The following is a 16569-nucleotide window of genomic DNA, read 5'->3' as shown; positions in this document are numbered from 1 at the left end:
TTCATCCCCCCTTTGAAAAAGGGGGGGTAGGGGGATTTGCAAGACACGAAGCCAGACATAAAAAACAATTGAAGAGAACCTATGACTTCCTTTCAAGAAAATATCTGCAGCGCGATGCAGCCTTTAGCCAATGATTCTGCTGCGATTGCCATGCGCGCTTACCAGCGCGATCAGTTTGAATTTCTGGGTGTGGCCGCTCCCGCCCGCCGTGCTGCAACCATGCCCTTGATCAAGCAGCTAAAGCCCGCCAGTGCCAGTGTTTTAATTACTGAAGCGCAGGGCCTGTGGGCTTTGCCGCAGCGTGAATACCAATATATCGCCGTGGATTTACTGGCAAGGCATGTCAGGACCTTAAGTGGCGCTAATATCCCGGCCTTACTTGATTTAGCTTTACAGAAATCCTGGTGGGAGACGGTAGATGCTCTGGTCAAAGTGATTGGATCGATTGTCAGGGCAGACAAAGCCCAGCAAAGCCAGATGGACGCCGCACTGCACCACCCGGATTTCTGGATCAGGCGTATTGCCATGCTGCATCAGCTGGGCTGGAAGGATGAAACCGATGTGATCCGCTTGCAAACCTATGCCAGGCAACTTGCACCTGAAACCGAGTTTTTTATTCGTAAAGCCATAGGCTGGGCACTAAGGGAATACGCTTGGCATAACCCTGCCGCAATCCGGGTATTTCTGGCAGAAATGGGCGGGCAATTATCGCCACTTAGCCGCAAAGAAGCGGCGAAGCATTTATAAAATCAATTTATTTTGCGGGGCTGACTGAATTTGCTGGCTCTATATGCCGGATGATTTTTGCCGGGTTGCCTGCAATAATGACATTATCGCCAAAAGATTTGGTCACCACAGCACCTGACGCCACAACGACATTATTACCTAAAGTAACACCGGGATTAATCGTGACATGCCCGCCTATCCAGCAGCTATCGCCAATATAAATAGGTTTTGCATAGCAGATGCGCTGGATTCTTTCCTGCTCGTCAATCGGGTGTGTTGCGGTATAAATGCCTACCTGTGGCGCAATAAAACAATTATCGCCAATTCGTACTTCGGCTGCATCAAGAATAATTAAACCGAAATTAGCAAAAAAATTCTTGCCAATATAAATATTGCTGCCGTAATCACAATTAAATGTGGGCTCTATATAGATATTTTTGCCGCATTTACCCAGCAGCGATTTTAAAATACGCGTGCGTTTCTTTAATTTAAGAGCAGAAGTGCGATTGAATTTTTCACTCAATAAGCGTGCAGCCACACGCATTTTTACCAGCTCTTTATCGTCGGGGTTGTAATACTGGCCAGCGCACATTTTATCTGCTTCACTCATTTAAATCTCCTTTACGAATGCGCTATCTTGCCATCGCGTAATGAGTGAGTACCAGCTGTAAAATTCCCAATTTAATCTTTGATCAGGCATGTTTTATCCGTATAGCATACAAAATAGAACGTCAATTAGCGGTGTCTGCCTTATTTATATTTTTTGGAGTCTTTTTAAATAGGTTTATATCAATTATTTGTTAGACTTAGGGTTTTTTATTATCCAGGACAGATTACCTCTATGATTCTTCGTGGCCCTTATCTGCCTGAACTATTGCGCGCTGAAACGCTGGCTGATTTATTAGAAAACACGGCGCAGCGTATTCCTGATCATCCGGCCATTTATTGGCAATCAGAAGTGCTGACTTATACCGAGCTGAACCACCGCGCCGATCTGGCCGCGCATCATTTAATTCAGTTTGGCGTAAAGGCAGGGCAAATCGTTGGCCTGTGCCTGCCGCGTGGTGCTGCGCTATTGATTATGCAAGCGGCCATTGCTAAAGCGGGCGCGGCCTGGTTGCCGTTTGAGGCCGATACGCCGGTTGATCGCATGCAGGTTTGCCTGGAAGATGCGGCGGCGGTGCTCTTGGTGGGCGATGGCGATCTAGCCGGAGCGGGCGTGCCGGTATTGAGCAGCGCGCAATTGTCTGCACCGGTTACGGGCGATTTGCTGCGCCGCCAGGGCCTACTCCCCAGCCATCCGGCCTATGTGATTTACACATCGGGGTCAACTGGTAAACCCAAGGGTGTGCCGATCAGCCAGGGCAGTATTTGCCATTTCTTGCGCAGCGAAAACTCAGTGTTGGGTGTGCGTCAGGATGACAAGGTGTATCAGGGCTTTTCGGTCGCCTTTGATATGTCGTTTGAAGAAATCTGGATCAGCTATCTGGTGGGTGCATCGCTGTGGCTGGCGCCTAAAATATTGACGGGCGATCCTGACGCTTTGCCGGCGATATTAAACCAGGAAAAAGTCACCGTGCTGCACGCCGTGCCAACCTTGCTGGCGCTGTTTAGTCAGGAAGTACCCGGCTTACGGATTATTAATCTGGGCGGCGAAATGTGCCCGGAATCGCTGGTAGAGCGTTGGGCCACGCCAGAGCGGCAGATGTTTAATACTTACGGCCCTACCGAATGCACGGTGTCGGCCAGCCTGGCCCAATTGCGCCGTGGCGAGCCGGTGACTATCGGCAAGCCGCTGCCCAATTATGGTCTTTTGGTGCGCAGCGAAGATGGCCGCTTATTGCCGCAGGGTGAAACCGGCGAGCTGTGCATTATTGGCCCCGGCGTGGCCGATGGCTATTTGGGCCGCCCTGAATTAACCGCCGAAAAATTCTTCGACAATCCCTTTTCAAATCTCGAAGAATTCCCGCATGAGCGGCGCTTATACCGCACTGGCGATTTGGCGCGTATTGATGAAGCGGGCCAGGTTCAGTGCTTAGGCCGCACCGATGATCAGGTAAAAGTGCGCGGCTTTCGGGTAGAGCTGGGCGAAATTGAAGCTTCGCTCTGCCAGATTTCCGGCGTAGGCACGGCTGCTGTTTTGCTGCGCGAGCTGGCAGGCATCGATCAGCTGGTGGCGTTTGTGGTGGCCGAAGGAGTAGACGCGGCCGCCTTAAAAAACGGGCTAAAACGCTGCCTGCCGCCCTATATGATTCCTGCTCGCTTTGAATTTATAAGCGAATTACCCAGGCTGACCTCAGGAAAAATCGATAGAAAAACGCTGAAAGCCCGCGAGCTGATCCTGCCTGTGGGTAAAAACCTGGATAGCGATGAGCCGGTTAGCGATGCAGAAAAAGCCCTGTTTGCCGCGCTGACCACCCTGTTCCCCGGTCAGCCGCTACGCCTTGTGGATGATTTTTTTGGCGAGCTTGGCGGGCATTCCTTACTGGCGGCGCGCTTAGTCTCCATCTTGCGGCGTAATCCGGCTTATGCCGGTATGACCGTACAGGATATTTACCAAAGCCGCACTTTACAAGTAATCGCCACCCGCCTGGATGCGCTGGCCCAGATCCAGCCTGAAGAAATTGTGGCAGAGCCGGTAAAAAAAGTGCCATTCTTACGCCGGCTATGTTGTGGCAGCGCACAGCTGGCCACTTTGCCTTTCTTAATTGGCCTGCGCATGTTGTTGTGGCTGGCTCCGTTTTTTACTTATCACTTTATGACGGGGGAGGAGGGAGATAGTCTGGGGCTGGCGGTAGCAGCGGCCATTTTAGTGTATTTAGGCAGCTTATTATTTAGCTTTGCCATCGTCATTGCCGGTAAATGGCTGGTGCTGGGGCGGCTAAAAGCAGGCCGCTACCGGCTCTATGGTTTTACTTATTTTCGCTGGTGGCTGTCGGATCGCTTACTGGATATTACCCCGCTGTATTTCTTAACCGGCTCGCCTTTGCAATCGCTGTATTTGCGTGCCTTGGGTGCAAAAATTGGTAAAAACGTGGCGCTGTCGGCCATTAGTGTGCGTGTTTATGATTTGCTGAGCATAGGCGATGGCGCCAGCATTGGCGCTTCGGTTAATTTTGAAAACTTCAGGGTGCAGGGCGATCACTGGGAAGTGGGCCCGATTACCGTGGGCAAGGATGCTTATATCGGCTCTTATTCCATCTTGCAATCAGAAACCAGCGTGGGCGATTTAGGCCGCTTGGAGGGCTTATCGGCGCTATCGGTCGGGCAAAAAATTGCCGCAGGCGAAGTCTGGAGCGGCTCGCCAGCGCGCAAAAGCAGCCAGTTGCCGCCGGCTATGCCGGAACGCCCTAAGCGTAACTCCGCTTTGCGTGGCCTGCATGGGCTGGCTTACGCAGGCGGATCGGCACTGGTTGCCATTTTGTTTTTTGTGCCGGTTTTCCCCAGCTTTTTGTTGATCGATTGGCTGGACGGGCACTGGTTTGATCTAACCGAACAAGGCGTGGCGCTGCCCGAAGCGTTTATGTTTTACCTGATGCTGGCACTGCCAGCCAGCGCGGTGCTGATTGTGCTGACACTGCTTGGCTCGGCCGCTGTACGCTGGTTGCTGCTGCCGCGTAATCCGCTGGGCAGCTGGCCCGTGTTTGGCACGATGTATTACCGCCGCTGGCTGACAAATCAGATTCAGGAATCCAGCCTTAATATACTGCACGGCCTGTATGCATCGGTTTACGCAGGCTGGTGGTATCGCTTTCTGGGGGCAAAAGTAGGGCGTGGCACGGAGATTTCTAACGCTATTGGCGTGGTGCCCGATTTGCTTACCCTGGGGGAAGACAGCTTTATTGCCGATGCGGTGATGCTGGGCGATGAAGAAATTGATAGAGGCTGGATGACGCTACGCCCCACCGTAGTGGGCAATCGCAGCTTTGTAGGCAATGGCGCTTACGTGCCCGATGGCAGCATCATCCCCGACGATGTATTGATCGGCGTGCAATCCCGCGCCCCGGCCAATGATCGTATGCAATCCGGCCAGACATGGTTGGGTAGCCCGGCGCTGTCTTTACCGGCGCGTGAGCAGGTGGCGGGTTTTGCCGACAGCCTCACTTTTAAACCGAGTCTGGCGCGGCGCTTAGCGCGGGGCTTTGTGGAAGGGTTGCGTACTGTGATGCCGCTGGCGGTGATCATTACCGTCGGCTATCTCACCGTTTTAAAAGTGATGCCCTTTGCCGAAAGGGAAGACTTTCACGGCGTATTCTGGGCCTTGATGATCGCCGGGGTTTTATATGGCATAGGCTCGTTTGTGTTTGTTGTGGTGCTGAAATGGCTGATGATAGGCCGCTATCGCCCGCATTCTGCACCGATGTGGACCTCCTTTGTATGGCGCAGCGAAGCACTAACCAGCCTTTACGAATCCATTGCCGTTCCCAACTTTTTTAACTTCTTACGCGGCACCCCATGGCTACCCATGGCGTTTCGCTGCATGGGTTGTAAGATTGGCAGCGGGGTATTTATGGATACCACTGACATTACCGAATTTGATTGCGTCACCATCGGCGACGATACGGTGCTGCATGCATGGTCCGGCCCGCAAACCCATTTGTTTGAAGACCGCATCATGAAAATCGGCCACGTAGAAATCGGCGCGGGGGTTAATGTTGGCCCGCGCAGCACCATTTTGTACGACGCCATCGTCGGCAACGGCGCCCGCCTGGGCCCGCTCACCCTCGTGGTAAAAGGCGAAACCATCCCCGATTGCCAGGCCTGGACCGGCAGCCCCGCCGTACCCTGGCGCACATGCCGCAGCTAATTGCCCACGATCTGTTTGAGCTGGCGCTGTTTAAAAACAGCGCCAGCCGCCAGCATCAAGCAGCCCAAATCCGCCTATGGCTGCACGCCCAGGTGCAGCCAAGATCAGGCGGCCAACTGCTGGAAACCCCCAGCTGCCCTGTATTTGCCACCGGCCCGTGGCAAATATCACTCTCCTACAGCAGCAATTACGCCATCTGTGCCCTATCTAAATGCGCCATACTAGGCGCAGACATCACCCCCATCCAACACTTTGCCGAACTGCCAGAAGTCGCCCAACTCTTGTATCTTGTTCCCTGTGGTGGTTAGCTACTACCACACGAGGCAAAGTGAGTTTGGGCCCAACCTTAAGGCATTGACCTTCTCTTGTAGATCAAACCCTTCGCCTCTCTTCTTTCGCCAAATCAGACACTGAACGGTAGCCAAGGGCGCTGACCCTGTATGCACAAGGCAAGTGGGCGAATTAGGCTTTTTTACAGGAAGAGTTCTCATGTTTTATCTTGGTATGGATGTGGCTAAAGCTAAACTCGATTGTTATTTGCTAACCCAGCTTGACCCGCTCAAAGGCAAAGCCAAAGTCGTTACCAATACCGCCAAAGGTCTCGCCGATTTACTGGCCTGGCTGACTAAAAATCACATCCCTCATGATCAGTTGCACGTCACCATGGAAGCCACTGGCGTGTATCACGAATTAGCCGCTACGCTGCTACATGATGCTGGCGTGTGCGTCTCGATTGCCAATCCCGCACAGGTCAAACATTTTGGCCAAGGCCTCGCTGTTCGCACCAAAACCGATGGCGTTGATAGCCAAGTGCTGGCACGTTACTGCGCCATGATTAACCCTGCCGCGTGGCTGCCTCCGCCGCCCGAAGCCCGCATTTTGAAAGGGTTTCTTGCCCGCCGCGAAGCGATTCTGCAAGACTTGCTGCGCGAACAAAATCGCCAAGAAAAAGCACAGTCGACTGTTACACCAGAGCTGATTCATCAGTCGATTAACGACAGCATCGCCTTTCTAAACGCGCAACTCAAAAAGCTGCAAAGCCAAATCGACGATCACATCGACCGCCATCCAGGACTGAAAAATGACCTGGATTTACTACAAAGCATCCCTGCAATTGGACCGCAAAGTGGGACACAATTGTTGGCTGTGATGCACATGCATCAGTTCAATACAGCCGAACAACTATCGGCCTATTTGGGCTTGGTGCCGGTCGAGCGACAATCAGGTTCGTCACTATTAGGTCGCGCTAAACTGTCCAAAGCTGGCCCTTCGCAAATACGTGCAGTACTTTATATGGCCGCTATTGTTGCCACAAAATACAACCCCCACGTCAAAGCCTTATTTGAACGTTTGCTTGCCCGAGGCAAGAGCAAAATGTCTGCCTTGGGCGCTTGCATGCGCAAACTGGTACACCTGAGCTTCGGCGTGCTGAAAACACAGAAAAAGTATCAAGCTGAGTATCAAAATGCTTGACCGGCAAGACGGTATCTACTTTTCTCCTGCCATTGCCCGAACACTTGGCCAGTTGCCTGAACCAGAGCAAGCATTACTCTTTGCCAAGGAGTGGAGCGAGCTGGAAGCCAGAACAAAGGCTTGCAAAATGGGGCTGAAGGAATGGTCAGAGGGGCGGGATATGAAATTAGCGCAAAGCAGATTGTTGTGGCAGCGCCAGATAGGGGAGGGGATTGTTTCGGTGTGTGGCTGATGTTGGAATTTTAAGTTTGTCTCTTTTCCAGTTACTTCCTCAGTAATGGCATAATTATTATTTTCTGTATTTTCCCAATTAATAAATAAAATAGTTTCATTGTTTTTATCAATATCAGGATTTATCTTTACGCTATAGTGCAGCAACACGATTTTTGCTAATCTTACTCATTAAGATTTTCTCTGATACATTTTGTTGTGTATTGAATCTGAATAGTGCTGTTTTAACTGCAAATGGCCGGAGTCAACTGGCCCCCTTTCTTATGTATCATCATTTTCATCTAGCAATGTCTTAGCGCTTTGGCTGGCATTTTCTGTACCTTCGCGCAATGTTAATTCTAGTTCGCGGCGCAAGTCTTCCTGATTGGGCAAATACAGTTGATATTTTTGGACAAACAGTTGGCTGTTCATTTGATAAGTGGCATATTCAATCAGCAATTCGTCCTTATTGCGGCTCAGAATAATCCCTATGGGTGGATTATCTCCCTCGATATTTTCTTCCTGAGCAAAATAGCCAAAATACATATTCACCTGACCAATATCTTGATGCTGTACTTCATTGATCTTTAAATCAATTAACACAAAACAGCGCAAAATGCGGTGGTAAAACACCAAATCCACTTTGTAATGGCGGTTATTCAGCGTAATACGATACTGCCGCCCAACAAAAGTAAATCCCTTACCCAGCTCTAGTAAAAAGGGCTGTAAATGGTCGCACAGTAGCGTTTCCAATTGCGTTTCCGCAATTTGGTAGGGCTCGGGGATTTTTAAAAATTCGAATATATACGGCTTACGCAGCAGGTCGGCGGGCTGTTCGATTTGTTGACCTTGCGTAGCTAACTGCAAAACGCCCGCTTTATCTTTGCTGGCAGCCAAGCGTAAGAACAGCGCACTCTCTTTTTGCTGGATCAGCTCTCGCACCGACCAGCGTTCCAGCAGGGTTTGTTGCTCGTAAAAGCTGCGCTCTAATACATCGTCAATTTTGAGCAGCTCAATCCAGTGTGACCACGTCAATAGGTGAGACACTGTCGCACTATTTGGATAACCCAGATAAAACTGACGGCAGCGTATCAAATTGCTTTGGCTAAAACCCTTGCCATGGCGCAAACCCAGATCGCGCGATAGCCTGATTAATCAAATCTTTGCCATACACCGCACGGCTTTGACCGCCTTGCTCGAATTCGACAATATGCTGCCCCACCTGCCAATAACTGGCGACCAATTGCTGGTTAACCGCCTGCACCGCGCGCAGTCTGGCCTCGCCATAGCTGGTAGAAATTTGCTCTAAGAGCTGCTGATAATCGCTGTGAGTGCTCAGTGCCATGTCAATCCAGTATCGTTTTTGGGCTTGCTTCTAAAATTTATGGGGCAGTTTTGCTATTTACATGGATACTTACTAATAAAGCCAATTTTATTGTTTTGGCCTTGCTGTATAATCAGTAGACGCATTTTTATAGCGATGTACCATGACCAAATTAGTTCAACTTAAAACCTATGCCCGTTGCCGTCCTGTTACCGCTAAAGCATTATTGCGTGCAGTTGCCAGCTCAACCGCAATTGAAACCGGGCAAAGCATCCAGCAGCTCGAAAATAAACTCAAACAACCCTCTGGCAAATTTGCCTCGCTCAAGCTGGCGCGTTAATTTCGCCTAGCGCCAGATCTACCCAATATTTCATCGGCTGGTAGTTACACTGCATCCCGGCCTGAATTGCTGCAAAGTAAGCCGGTTTATTCGCATCCCATACACTGTAATCCAGAGGCTCCGTGCCGCCTTGTACCGCCATCACATCGGCCAATAAGCGGGACAAGCGCCCGTTTCCCTCACGGAATGGATGAATCAAAATCAGCTCGATATGTGAGACAGCGATGGCTTCTACTAAATCGCTCCGAGTCAATCCAGAGCAAGGTGTAAACCGCGCCAGACAATCACGTTTAAAACCATCAAGCAAACGCGGGATTTGCGCCGCAGCGGCAAAGTGAAAATCACCTTTGCTCATATTCACCGAGCGCACACAGCCGGCCCAATCATAGACATTACCCAGCCAAAGATGATGCCAATCCTGCAAGTCAGCCACTGTGATTTGCCGGTCTGGAAATTCATCAATCAGAACCAACTGGTACAACTGTTGCAGCAAAACCAGCTCGGCTTCGTTCATATCGTCTGGCGAGGCAATACCCAACTTATTGGCTAATACCAGCTCATTCGAATTGGGTTCAAAAGCACCTTGTGCACCACCTACTGCATAGCGGTTATTCATGACTAAGCCTTCGTCAGTTTAAAACTAAGCTGATACCGATAAAATCCATATTTCCCAATGTGATAATCCAAGCTGCAAACCTAATTTACTGCTTGAATTGAATTAGCTAACCTCTTTTCATGGCCAATGAGTGTTGTATAAAAGCGTTGTTCAATAGCATAAATCAACAGCTTTAAATCGTTGTCTTTTGAAATATTAATATTGCCGGTAGCTGCATCAAAGTTCAATGTGTCGCTACAATAGCCATTGATGTAAGCGAAAATATCGGTTCGATCTTGATCGGACATTTTGGCCAAAGTCTCCATAGCCAAAGCGATTCGTTTTCGGTTAGGTTTTGATACAGAGTCAACGTTATAGTCATTAATTAAAGAAATAAATGGCAGCTTCAAGAATTGTGAGACTTCTTCCTTGGTTGCTTCCTTGAATAACTGGTCAATTCCATTGAAGATACTGGAGATAGTTGCGATGTTTCTAAAAACTAATGTGTCTGAATTTTTGAAGTAGACTGCATCTGGCTTTGTATTTACGACTAGCCGATTTTCATTCTCTTCAATTTTTGCTGCTTCACCAAAAGCGATAAATTTTTTACAAATAAACAGAGATGGGCTGATTTTTTGAAAATAAAAATCATCACCTTGCGTTGAGAAAATGTAAGCAATTTTTGAGAACTGTGCTTTCTGTAAGTCCTCATAGTCTTTTGAGTCAAAATCTGCCTTTATAAAATCAAGACTACAAAAAGGTTGCTTAGTAAATTGCTCAACCTTGAACCAAGCATCTTCATCTAGATTGTGGTCGGGGTCGTATACGACACACGCATCAAGATCAATTTGAATCGTATCAAACAGCGTGTGATCCGAAATTATTTTGAAATGGAGCTTTTTAACATGCCCCTTAATTTTGGCAAAAATATGATCCATACTCAGTCTCTCTCTAAGAAAGTGTAATTATTAATTCGCTTTGCCATCGGAATATTAACCTCACCCGGCTTTCGGTATTTCTGTTTACTGAAATACAGTGCCTGTGACAGAAATGTAAAAACGAATAGTACAACATAGACAAACCAGAGTGTCTCCCAATTTCCAACACTCAATGCAACAAAGAAGTACCCCAAATAACTGGGTAGAAAACTATTGTTTGCATGCCCAATTGACTCGATATCCTCTTTTTTAAATTCGTCTTTTCCAAGGTAAGAACTCAAACGCAAACTTAAGCCTGTAAAAATTATTGGAACGGATAAATAAATCAGGTATGAAGCTATGTTAGGTAGGCGAGTTAGCCCAGAATAGCTAGGGAAGAAATACCCCAATGCAAAGCTCTTTTGTACAAGAAAAACAATTAACAAAAGGGATGTTGCATTGAAGGTTAGCAATAATCGAAAGGCTATATTTAGCATGTTGTTACCCCATTCTATCCTGTTAGTACAAGTGCAAAGCTACTCACACTAGCCGCTCTTGCATCATGCCTTGCTTTAAATTACAGGTTTTGTCGTTGATTTCGGCATTATGCCGTCACTCAGTTCTTCCAAAGGGATGAATATAGTAATGGCTATGGGGTGTTTTTTTAGGGCGTTGATGTAGGCTAAACGGGGGGAAACATGCACTTGGCTGTATTTTTGAATGGTGCTCAGCATACGCTGCAGGGGGCTACTTTCTCATACAAAAGTCGCTTTGGCTGGGGATTTGATGTTTTTTTGCACTATGTACATTCTGAAGTCTGCAATGGCCAAATTACTGTTTTTACTTACTTAAAGTTTTATATATTTGTTATTTAATGCAAGCTAAAAATACGGATTGCTGGCGCGTGCCTGCCATCTTTAAGTTTTATTGGCTTCAATAAGGCACTCCTTTAAAAATTATTCAAACGAGTTTCTATGCGCTTTCAGGGAAAAATATCTAGTTGGAAGGATGATCAGGGCTTTGGTTTTGTGGTTCAAAACGGCGGCGGGGAGCGGGCTTTTTTGCATATTAAGGCGTTTGAAAATCGCACCCGGCGCCCGGCAGAGGGCGATTTGATTACTTATGTGCAGGTGCGTGATGACAAGGGCCGGTTTCAGGCGGAGCAGGTTTGTTTTGTGGGGCAGCGCAGAGGTACTGCAGCAGAATCTGGCTCTGTAATTTGGGTGCTGTTGTTTGCCGCATTTTTAGTTTCAGCCTGCTTTATCGGGCGTTTGCAGTGGTGGATTGCTGGCTGCTATTTAGCGGTCAGTGTGCTGACTTTTATTGCTTATGCGCTGGATAAATCGGCGGCCAGGAATAATCGCTGGCGTACAGAGGAGAATACTTTGCATTTGCTGGCGCTGCTTGGTGGCTGGCCGGGGGCTTTGCTGGCGCAAAGGTGGTTGCGGCATAAATCTAAAAAGGCGGCGTTTTTAGGGGTGTTTTGGGCGACAGTGCTGCTTAATTGTGCGGCTTTGGCCTTGGCTTGGGTTTTGATGCGCTGGCGTTGAGCTTGATGCACTTGTTCAGGGGGTAATCCTTGCAATTTAAGACAAAATGCGATGTTTTTTGTAGGAGCGGCTTTAGCCGCGAAAGCGCTGTGTATAAAAACATTTGCAGTTAAAGCTGCTGGTACAAATCCTTAAGTTAATAGGATTGGGGCGCTGCATCTTTTGATAAAAAGGCGAAGGCCAATTTAAAAGCAAATGCCCCACAATTCCTAACGCCGTTTACTTAAGGAGTTGGTTTTGCTTCCCCCTTTTTCAAAGGGGGAAGCTACAGTGCGGAAGTGCCTCCTGAATTCGTGTAGAGATATTTGAGGTTTTTGGCTTGTTTTAGCCCGGCATCTGTTGCAAATCCCCCTTTTACTAAGGCTAAGGCCAGAACCCTGGGTGAATATTTTTAGCGCATGGCAAATGCTTCGTGGTGAAAGCGGGGTGGCTGGCTCATCTGGGCGAGATGCTGGCTGATGGCGTTGCCCAGGCTTTGCGGGCCGCAGTACCAGATGTCATCAAGCGTTTCTGCCTGGATTTGGGCGACATTCAGGCGCTGGCCAGCGTCGCTTTCTATCAGGTGCAGGCGCAGTTTTCTGGCGATGCATGCGGCTTGGATTTCCGGCAGGCGGGCGGCTTCTTTGGCGCTTTTTACGCAGTAGTAAAAGTCGATTTGCTGGCCTTTAAATGCCGGGCTTTCCAGCCAGGCTAAAAAGGGCGTAACGCCGATGCCACCTGCGATCCATGCCTGTCGCACGCCGTTGCTTGCACCATTAAAGCAGCCGTAAGGGCCTTCGATTGTCACTTTGTCGCCCACTTTTAAATCCCGGGCCAGGGTGCGGGTGTAGTCTCCCAGCGCTTTAATGATAAAACGCAGCTCGCCATTTGGCCGCGGGGCCGAGGCGATGGTGTAGGGGTGTGCACCTTCGCTTTGATTAAAGCTGACCAGGGCAAACTGGCCTGCCTGATGGCCCGGCCAGCTGGCATCTGTCTGGCAAATTACTTCCAGCTGATCGGCAGGCAATGGAGTGATTTGGCTGATATGGCCTGTAATCTGGCGGTTTTTGCCGATTTGTCCTAGTAGCGAATAGATTGCACAAATTGATCCTGTGATGAGCAGTATGGCCATTAATGCGCCTACAGGCGTTAGCCACAGCACTCTTGGCATCAGGATCAGGCCGTGAAATGCGCCCATCAAAAATAATGGGGCAAAGAGTTTATGCACTTTGCGCCAGAAGCGGTAAGGCACGGCGCGCAGCAGCGCTAGAATCACCATGGCCAGCACGGCCCAGGCGGCCCATTCGCCCACATCTTTGGCAAGGGAGATCAGCGGGTCTTTGCCTTTGCCAAGGCCACTGTGCCTGATGCGTGGTGCAGCCCATTCCATCGCCATGACTAATTTAGGGGATAGTTTGATCAGCCAGTGCATTGCCAGCAAAATGCCTGCCGCGATGCCCAGCTGCTTGTGCAGGCCATACATTTTATCCAAGCCGCTCAAGGGTTTTTCCAGCCAGGCGGGGCGGGTGGCCAGCAGCATGGCGGCAGACATCACGGTCATCAGCTGTACGCCGCTGAGCAGCACTAGCTCATGCCGCCATTCCCAATAGGTGGCAGGGATGCCGTTTTGCAAGTAACTGCACAGGCAGTAGAGCAAGGTGCTGATCAGTAAGAGAATCGGTAAGGGTTTCATTGTGGCTTCGGCTTTGGGTTCCTGTTAACGGGGTATATTGGGCACTTTGAATATGAACTGAAACTTAAGGCGCTTGGGTATTAATGGCGCATTGCCGGACGAGTGAACTAAGTTTACTGCCATGAAGGCCGGGGCTTATGTAGAATGCCTCGCACAGTTTTCTATCCGAGTGCTATGAATATTGCCGTATCTCATGATTCTCAACGACATTCGGCCTGGCTATGGCACGGCTTAGCGGCTTCTATTTTTGTGCATCTTTTATTTTTGCTGCTGCCCGCTGCCGCCCCTAAGGTATTGCCAAAACAGGCGGCCAGCCAGGGTCTTCAGTTGCAACTGCAGCCCAGGCCTGCCCCTAAACGCAGGCCCGAACCCACACCTGTTCCCAAGCTGCCACCGGTGATGACAAAAGCGCCGCCTAAAGTGCCGGTGAAGGAAGATTATTTTGTTCCCGCACGGCCAGCCAGCCAGGCGGCTGCGCCGGTAAAAGAAGTGGTGATTGATGATCTGGGTGACGCGTTAAGCGGCAAGCCTGGTAACAAGCCTGCGGAGTTAATTACCCGCTATGCGGATCTAAAACCCAGCATTGACGAGCAGCAGGAAAACGGCGCAACACGCGCGCGGCAAAGTGTGGATACCCAAGCGCTGTTTAATATCTGGGAGCCACAAATTCGCAGAAAGGTAGAGCGTATCGGGCAAATGAATTTCCCTAAAGATGAATACGGGCGCTCGATGTTTGGTACTTTGCAGTTTCGCCTGGTGCTCAATGGCGATGGCAATATTGCATCGCTCACCTTGGAGCAATCATCGGGTAACCCGGCTCTGGATGCTGCTGCTTTGCAGATCGTAAGGCGCTCGGCCACCTTCGGCCCGGTGCCCGTGCCACTTCTGGATAAGCGCGGCCAGATTATGCTGCTGCGTTACTATCAGTTTATTAACGAGAGAGCGGTGTGGGGTAGGTCTTGAGGGGTTGAGCTTGATGCCAGCTAAATTCAAAAAGATCTTTTTAGTGCCTTCGGCACGTTGATTTTGGAGCGGTAGCCACCGCGGGGCATCGTTTCTTGCTTCGCTAAGAAACGAAGCCAAGCCACAATCTCAAAGTGCGAAATCCTCTCGCTGCGGACAGTCGGCGGCAGGCGGGATTGGCTCGCTGCCTCGCTCCCAAGCAATCCCCCGCCCCGCTTGTTCGGAGCTTGCGTGTTTCAAGGGGATTTTAAAAAGCCCAATGCGGAGAGCGTGGTTATTGTGCTTTTTCGCGGCTTGCTGATAAAAAGCAATTTGCTTAGCGTCTATGGGGTAAGCATCCGCCTTGGGATTGGCGCTGTGCCTGTGTGCAATGGTCACATTCTGAAATGTACAGACGAAAAAAAACAGGCTGAGCGCCTGTTGATTTTGGTTTCTGGTGGGGGGGGAAGGATTCGAACCTTCGAAGGCTTAGCCGCCGGATTTACAGTCCGGACCCGTTGACCGCTGGGGTAACCCCCCCACAGAAGGCCCGAATAATACGGCCCCTCTGCTGGCTTGTCAACGCTATTTCCCGAATTGAGTTACTTTTTTATTCATAAAACACATCGAAAATGGCCGGGTATGCTGGTTTTGATATGTTTTCTTGTCAGTTTGTCTGTATCGGCGCAATGAACACGAAAGCCGGGCGGGCTGTTAGACTTCTGTTCTCTGGTTTTCTACCTTTTAAAAAATATCATGATGAAAAAAGCTTTAGGTGGCCTTGTTTATTCCACTGAACACGGCACGATGTGTCCTAGTTGTAATCAGCCCGAAGACGCATGTATTTGCAAAAAGCAGCCACGCCCGGCGGGCGATGGTGTGGTGCGTGTTTCCAGAGAAACCAAGGGTCGCAAGGGTAAAGGCGTAACCCTGATTAAAGGCGTGCCGCTGGATGATGATGAATTGGCCGCGCTGGCCAAGCAGCTGCGCACCCGCTGTGGCTCGGGCGGCACAGTTAAAGACGGCGTGATCGAGGTGCAAGGAGATCATTGTGATGTGGTGCTGGAATTCTTAAAGCCTAAGGGCTGGGTAGTGAAGCGGGCGGGGGGCTAGTTACCGCGCATTTTTGCACAGGCGTAAACCTGCTAGCGGGGCATTAAAAACGCGGGTTTCACCCGCCCCAAGATCAATTATCTTGCAGGGCGGGCAAAACCCGCGTTGTATATGAAATGCTGGCGGGTTTTCCCGCCAAACACTTAATTACTTCTGCGCGCGATCATAGCTTTGCATGATCTCTGCCTGGGCAGCTGCTTTGTCGCCCCAGCCGGTAATCTTAACCCACTTGCCTTTTTCCAGATCTTTGTAGTGCTCGAAGTAATGTTTTACCTGAGCCAGGAGCAGCTCCGGCAAGTCTTCCAGGCTTTGAATGTGGGCATACATGGCACATACTTTTTCTACCGGTACGGCAATCACTTTTGCGTCCATACCTGCTTCGTCTTCCATGCCTAATACACCAATTGCACGGCACTTGATAACCATGCCTGGCAGTAGTGGGAATGGAGTGTATACCAGCACATCGACAGGATCGCCATCCAGGGACAGGGTGTGTGGCACAAAACCGTAGTTCATCGGGTAGGACATCGATGTACCCACGAAACGATCAACGATAATCGCGCCAGATGCTTTGTCGAATTCGTATTTGATTGGTGGCGCATTAGCAGGGATTTCGATAATGACATTGAAATCATTCGGTAAATCTTTGCCTGCAGCAATTTTACTGATGTCCATCGGATAAATTCCATAGTTTCAATTGAGAACGGCGGCAATTATAAGGCTTGCAGCGGGTGCATGCATCATTGCCCGCAGGTATTTTGTATCTATGCGCTTAAGCAATGTTGTTCCGGCTGCCCATCTTTGGCAGGTCATCTGGCGGCTGGCACAGGCGGGTATTAATAAATGCATGAGAATTTGCCTCAATATAAAGTAATACCTACACTGCGCTGAACAGATTGG

At 49.6% G+C, this 16569-nt stretch carries 17 protein-coding genes and 1 tRNA gene; 9 read left to right on the top strand and 9 right to left on the bottom strand.

Annotated features, from left to right (window positions below; all coding sequences use genetic code 11):
• The first annotated feature begins 81 nt into the window (after window positions 1–81).
• The gene (locus EJO50_RS09740; RefSeq protein WP_125973726.1) at window positions 82–747 is read left to right on the top strand and encodes a DNA alkylation repair protein; all 666 of its coding nucleotides are present in this window, start codon (window positions 82–84) and stop codon (window positions 745–747) included.
• 7 nt (window positions 748–754) lie between these two features.
• Here the strand turns inward: EJO50_RS09740 and EJO50_RS09735 are convergent, their stop codons facing one another.
• Entirely contained in the window at window positions 755–1336 is a 582-nt protein-coding gene (locus tag EJO50_RS09735; RefSeq protein WP_125973724.1) for a sugar O-acetyltransferase, read from the bottom strand.
• 231 nt (window positions 1337–1567) lie between these two features.
• Between EJO50_RS09735 and EJO50_RS09730 the strand changes: the two genes are divergently transcribed.
• From EJO50_RS09730 to EJO50_RS09715, 4 genes are all read left to right on the top strand, one after another.
• Window positions 1568–5533 (top strand): Pls/PosA family non-ribosomal peptide synthetase, encoded by a 3966-nt coding sequence (locus EJO50_RS09730; protein WP_125973722.1) that lies wholly within the window; start codon window positions 1568–1570, stop codon window positions 5531–5533.
• Window positions 5521–5841: a hypothetical protein gene (locus EJO50_RS09725; RefSeq protein ID WP_125973720.1), complete on the top strand. Its 321-nt coding sequence runs from the start codon at window positions 5521–5523 to the stop codon at window positions 5839–5841. The genes EJO50_RS09730 and EJO50_RS09725 overlap by 13 nt, the downstream gene beginning before the upstream one ends.
• 181 nt (window positions 5842–6022) lie before the next feature.
• Entirely contained in the window at window positions 6023–7006 is a 984-nt protein-coding gene (locus tag EJO50_RS09720; protein WP_125971014.1) for an IS110 family RNA-guided transposase, read from the top strand.
• Window positions 6999–7238: a hypothetical protein gene (locus EJO50_RS09715; RefSeq protein ID WP_125973718.1), complete on the top strand. Its 240-nt coding sequence runs from the start codon at window positions 6999–7001 to the stop codon at window positions 7236–7238. The genes EJO50_RS09720 and EJO50_RS09715 overlap by 8 nt, the downstream gene beginning before the upstream one ends.
• Window positions 7239–7498: 260 nt before the next feature.
• Here the strand turns inward: EJO50_RS09715 and EJO50_RS09710 are convergent, their stop codons facing one another.
• Complete coding sequence (locus EJO50_RS09710) at window positions 7499–8311, bottom strand: PDDEXK nuclease domain-containing protein (protein WP_267900651.1); 813 nt, start codon at window positions 8309–8311, stop codon at window positions 7499–7501.
• Window positions 8312–8321: 10 nt separating this feature from the next.
• Complete coding sequence (locus tag EJO50_RS17615; RefSeq protein ID WP_206434358.1) at window positions 8322–8561, bottom strand: DUF1016 N-terminal domain-containing protein; 240 nt, start codon at window positions 8559–8561, stop codon at window positions 8322–8324.
• Window positions 8562–8703: 142 nt separating this feature from the next.
• On the opposite strand from EJO50_RS17615, the gene EJO50_RS17170 reads away from it, so the two are divergent.
• Complete coding sequence (locus EJO50_RS17170; RefSeq protein ID WP_164521481.1) at window positions 8704–8880, top strand: hypothetical protein; 177 nt, start codon at window positions 8704–8706, stop codon at window positions 8878–8880.
• Here the strand turns inward: EJO50_RS17170 and EJO50_RS09705 are convergent.
• The 3 genes from EJO50_RS09705 to EJO50_RS17870 all read right to left on the bottom strand — a co-directional run bounded on the left by EJO50_RS09705 (window position 8864) and on the right by EJO50_RS17870 (window position 10889).
• The gene (locus tag EJO50_RS09705; protein ID WP_125973716.1) at window positions 8864–9496 is read right to left on the bottom strand and encodes a Fic/DOC family protein; all 633 of its coding nucleotides are present in this window, start codon (window positions 9494–9496) and stop codon (window positions 8864–8866) included. The genes EJO50_RS17170 and EJO50_RS09705 overlap by 17 nt on opposite strands.
• A gap of 80 nt (window positions 9497–9576) precedes the next feature.
• Entirely contained in the window at window positions 9577–10413 is an 837-nt protein-coding gene (locus EJO50_RS09700) for an ATP F0F1 synthase synthase (protein ID WP_125973714.1), read from the bottom strand.
• Window positions 10414–10415: 2 nt separating this feature from the next.
• Entirely contained in the window at window positions 10416–10889 is a 474-nt protein-coding gene (locus tag EJO50_RS17870) for a KwaA family protein (protein WP_125973712.1), read from the bottom strand.
• Window positions 10890–11366: 477 nt separating this feature from the next.
• Between EJO50_RS17870 and EJO50_RS09690 the strand changes: the two genes are divergently transcribed.
• Window positions 11367–11942: a DUF1294 domain-containing protein gene (locus tag EJO50_RS09690; protein WP_125973710.1), complete on the top strand. Its 576-nt coding sequence runs from the start codon at window positions 11367–11369 to the stop codon at window positions 11940–11942.
• Window positions 11943–12333: 391 nt separating this feature from the next.
• Here the strand turns inward: EJO50_RS09690 and EJO50_RS09685 are convergent, their stop codons facing one another.
• A complete protein-coding gene (locus EJO50_RS09685; protein ID WP_125973708.1) occupies window positions 12334–13614 on the bottom strand; it encodes a ferredoxin reductase family protein in 1281 nt (426 codons plus the stop codon).
• Window positions 13615–13758: 144 nt separating this feature from the next.
• Between EJO50_RS09685 and EJO50_RS09680 the strand changes: the two genes are divergently transcribed.
• Complete coding sequence (locus EJO50_RS09680) at window positions 13759–14577, top strand: TonB family protein (RefSeq protein ID WP_125973706.1); 819 nt, start codon at window positions 13759–13761, stop codon at window positions 14575–14577.
• A gap of 434 nt (window positions 14578–15011) precedes the next feature.
• On the opposite strand, the gene EJO50_RS09675 is transcribed toward EJO50_RS09680, so the two are convergent.
• A tRNA-Tyr gene (locus tag EJO50_RS09675) sits at window positions 15012–15097 on the bottom strand.
• Between the two features lie 215 nt (window positions 15098–15312).
• Here EJO50_RS09675 and EJO50_RS09670 point away from each other — a divergent pair.
• Complete coding sequence (locus EJO50_RS09670) at window positions 15313–15669, top strand: translation initiation factor Sui1 (RefSeq protein ID WP_125973704.1); 357 nt, start codon at window positions 15313–15315, stop codon at window positions 15667–15669.
• Between the two features lie 147 nt (window positions 15670–15816).
• Here EJO50_RS09670 and ppa read toward each other — a convergent pair whose 3' ends face one another.
• Window positions 15817–16344, bottom strand: a complete 528-nt coding sequence (gene ppa, locus EJO50_RS09665) for an inorganic diphosphatase (RefSeq protein WP_125973702.1) — start codon at window positions 16342–16344, stop codon at window positions 15817–15819.
• Window positions 16345–16569 lie beyond the last annotated feature (225 nt).

It is taken from the genome of Iodobacter ciconiae (genome assembly GCF_003952345.1).
Taxonomy (GTDB): domain Bacteria; phylum Pseudomonadota; class Gammaproteobacteria; order Burkholderiales; family Chitinibacteraceae; genus Iodobacter; species Iodobacter ciconiae.
Note: the sequence above shows the minus strand (reverse complement) of the source record. Positions and strands in the feature narration are given on the sequence as shown.

Coding starts and splice junctions, on each gene's coding strand:
- EJO50_RS09680 (WP_125973706.1), top strand. CDS start 13,759: ATGCCTCGCACAGTTTTCTATCCGAGTGCTATGAATATTGCCGTATCT.
- EJO50_RS09700 (WP_125973714.1), bottom strand. CDS start 10,413: ATGGATCATATTTTTGCCAAAATTAAGGGGCATGTTAAAAAGCTCCAT.
- EJO50_RS09720 (WP_125971014.1), top strand. CDS start 6,023: ATGTTTTATCTTGGTATGGATGTGGCTAAAGCTAAACTCGATTGTTAT.
- EJO50_RS09715 (WP_125973718.1), top strand. CDS start 6,999: ATGCTTGACCGGCAAGACGGTATCTACTTTTCTCCTGCCATTGCCCGA.
- EJO50_RS09725 (WP_125973720.1), top strand. CDS start 5,521: ATGCCGCAGCTAATTGCCCACGATCTGTTTGAGCTGGCGCTGTTTAAA.
- EJO50_RS17170 (WP_164521481.1), top strand. CDS start 8,704: ATGACCAAATTAGTTCAACTTAAAACCTATGCCCGTTGCCGTCCTGTT.
- EJO50_RS17615 (WP_206434358.1), bottom strand. CDS start 8,561: ATGGCACTGAGCACTCACAGCGATTATCAGCAGCTCTTAGAGCAAATT.
- EJO50_RS09690 (WP_125973710.1), top strand. CDS start 11,367: ATGCGCTTTCAGGGAAAAATATCTAGTTGGAAGGATGATCAGGGCTTT.
- EJO50_RS09740 (WP_125973726.1), top strand. CDS start 82: ATGACTTCCTTTCAAGAAAATATCTGCAGCGCGATGCAGCCTTTAGCC.
- EJO50_RS17870 (WP_125973712.1), bottom strand. CDS start 10,889: ATGCTAAATATAGCCTTTCGATTATTGCTAACCTTCAATGCAACATCC.
- EJO50_RS09730 (WP_125973722.1), top strand. CDS start 1,568: ATGATTCTTCGTGGCCCTTATCTGCCTGAACTATTGCGCGCTGAAACG.
- EJO50_RS09685 (WP_125973708.1), bottom strand. CDS start 13,614: ATGAAACCCTTACCGATTCTCTTACTGATCAGCACCTTGCTCTACTGC.
- EJO50_RS09705 (WP_125973716.1), bottom strand. CDS start 9,496: ATGAATAACCGCTATGCAGTAGGTGGTGCACAAGGTGCTTTTGAACCC.
- ppa (WP_125973702.1), bottom strand. CDS start 16,344: ATGGACATCAGTAAAATTGCTGCAGGCAAAGATTTACCGAATGATTTC.
- EJO50_RS09670 (WP_125973704.1), top strand. CDS start 15,313: ATGATGAAAAAAGCTTTAGGTGGCCTTGTTTATTCCACTGAACACGGC.
- EJO50_RS09735 (WP_125973724.1), bottom strand. CDS start 1,336: ATGAGTGAAGCAGATAAAATGTGCGCTGGCCAGTATTACAACCCCGAC.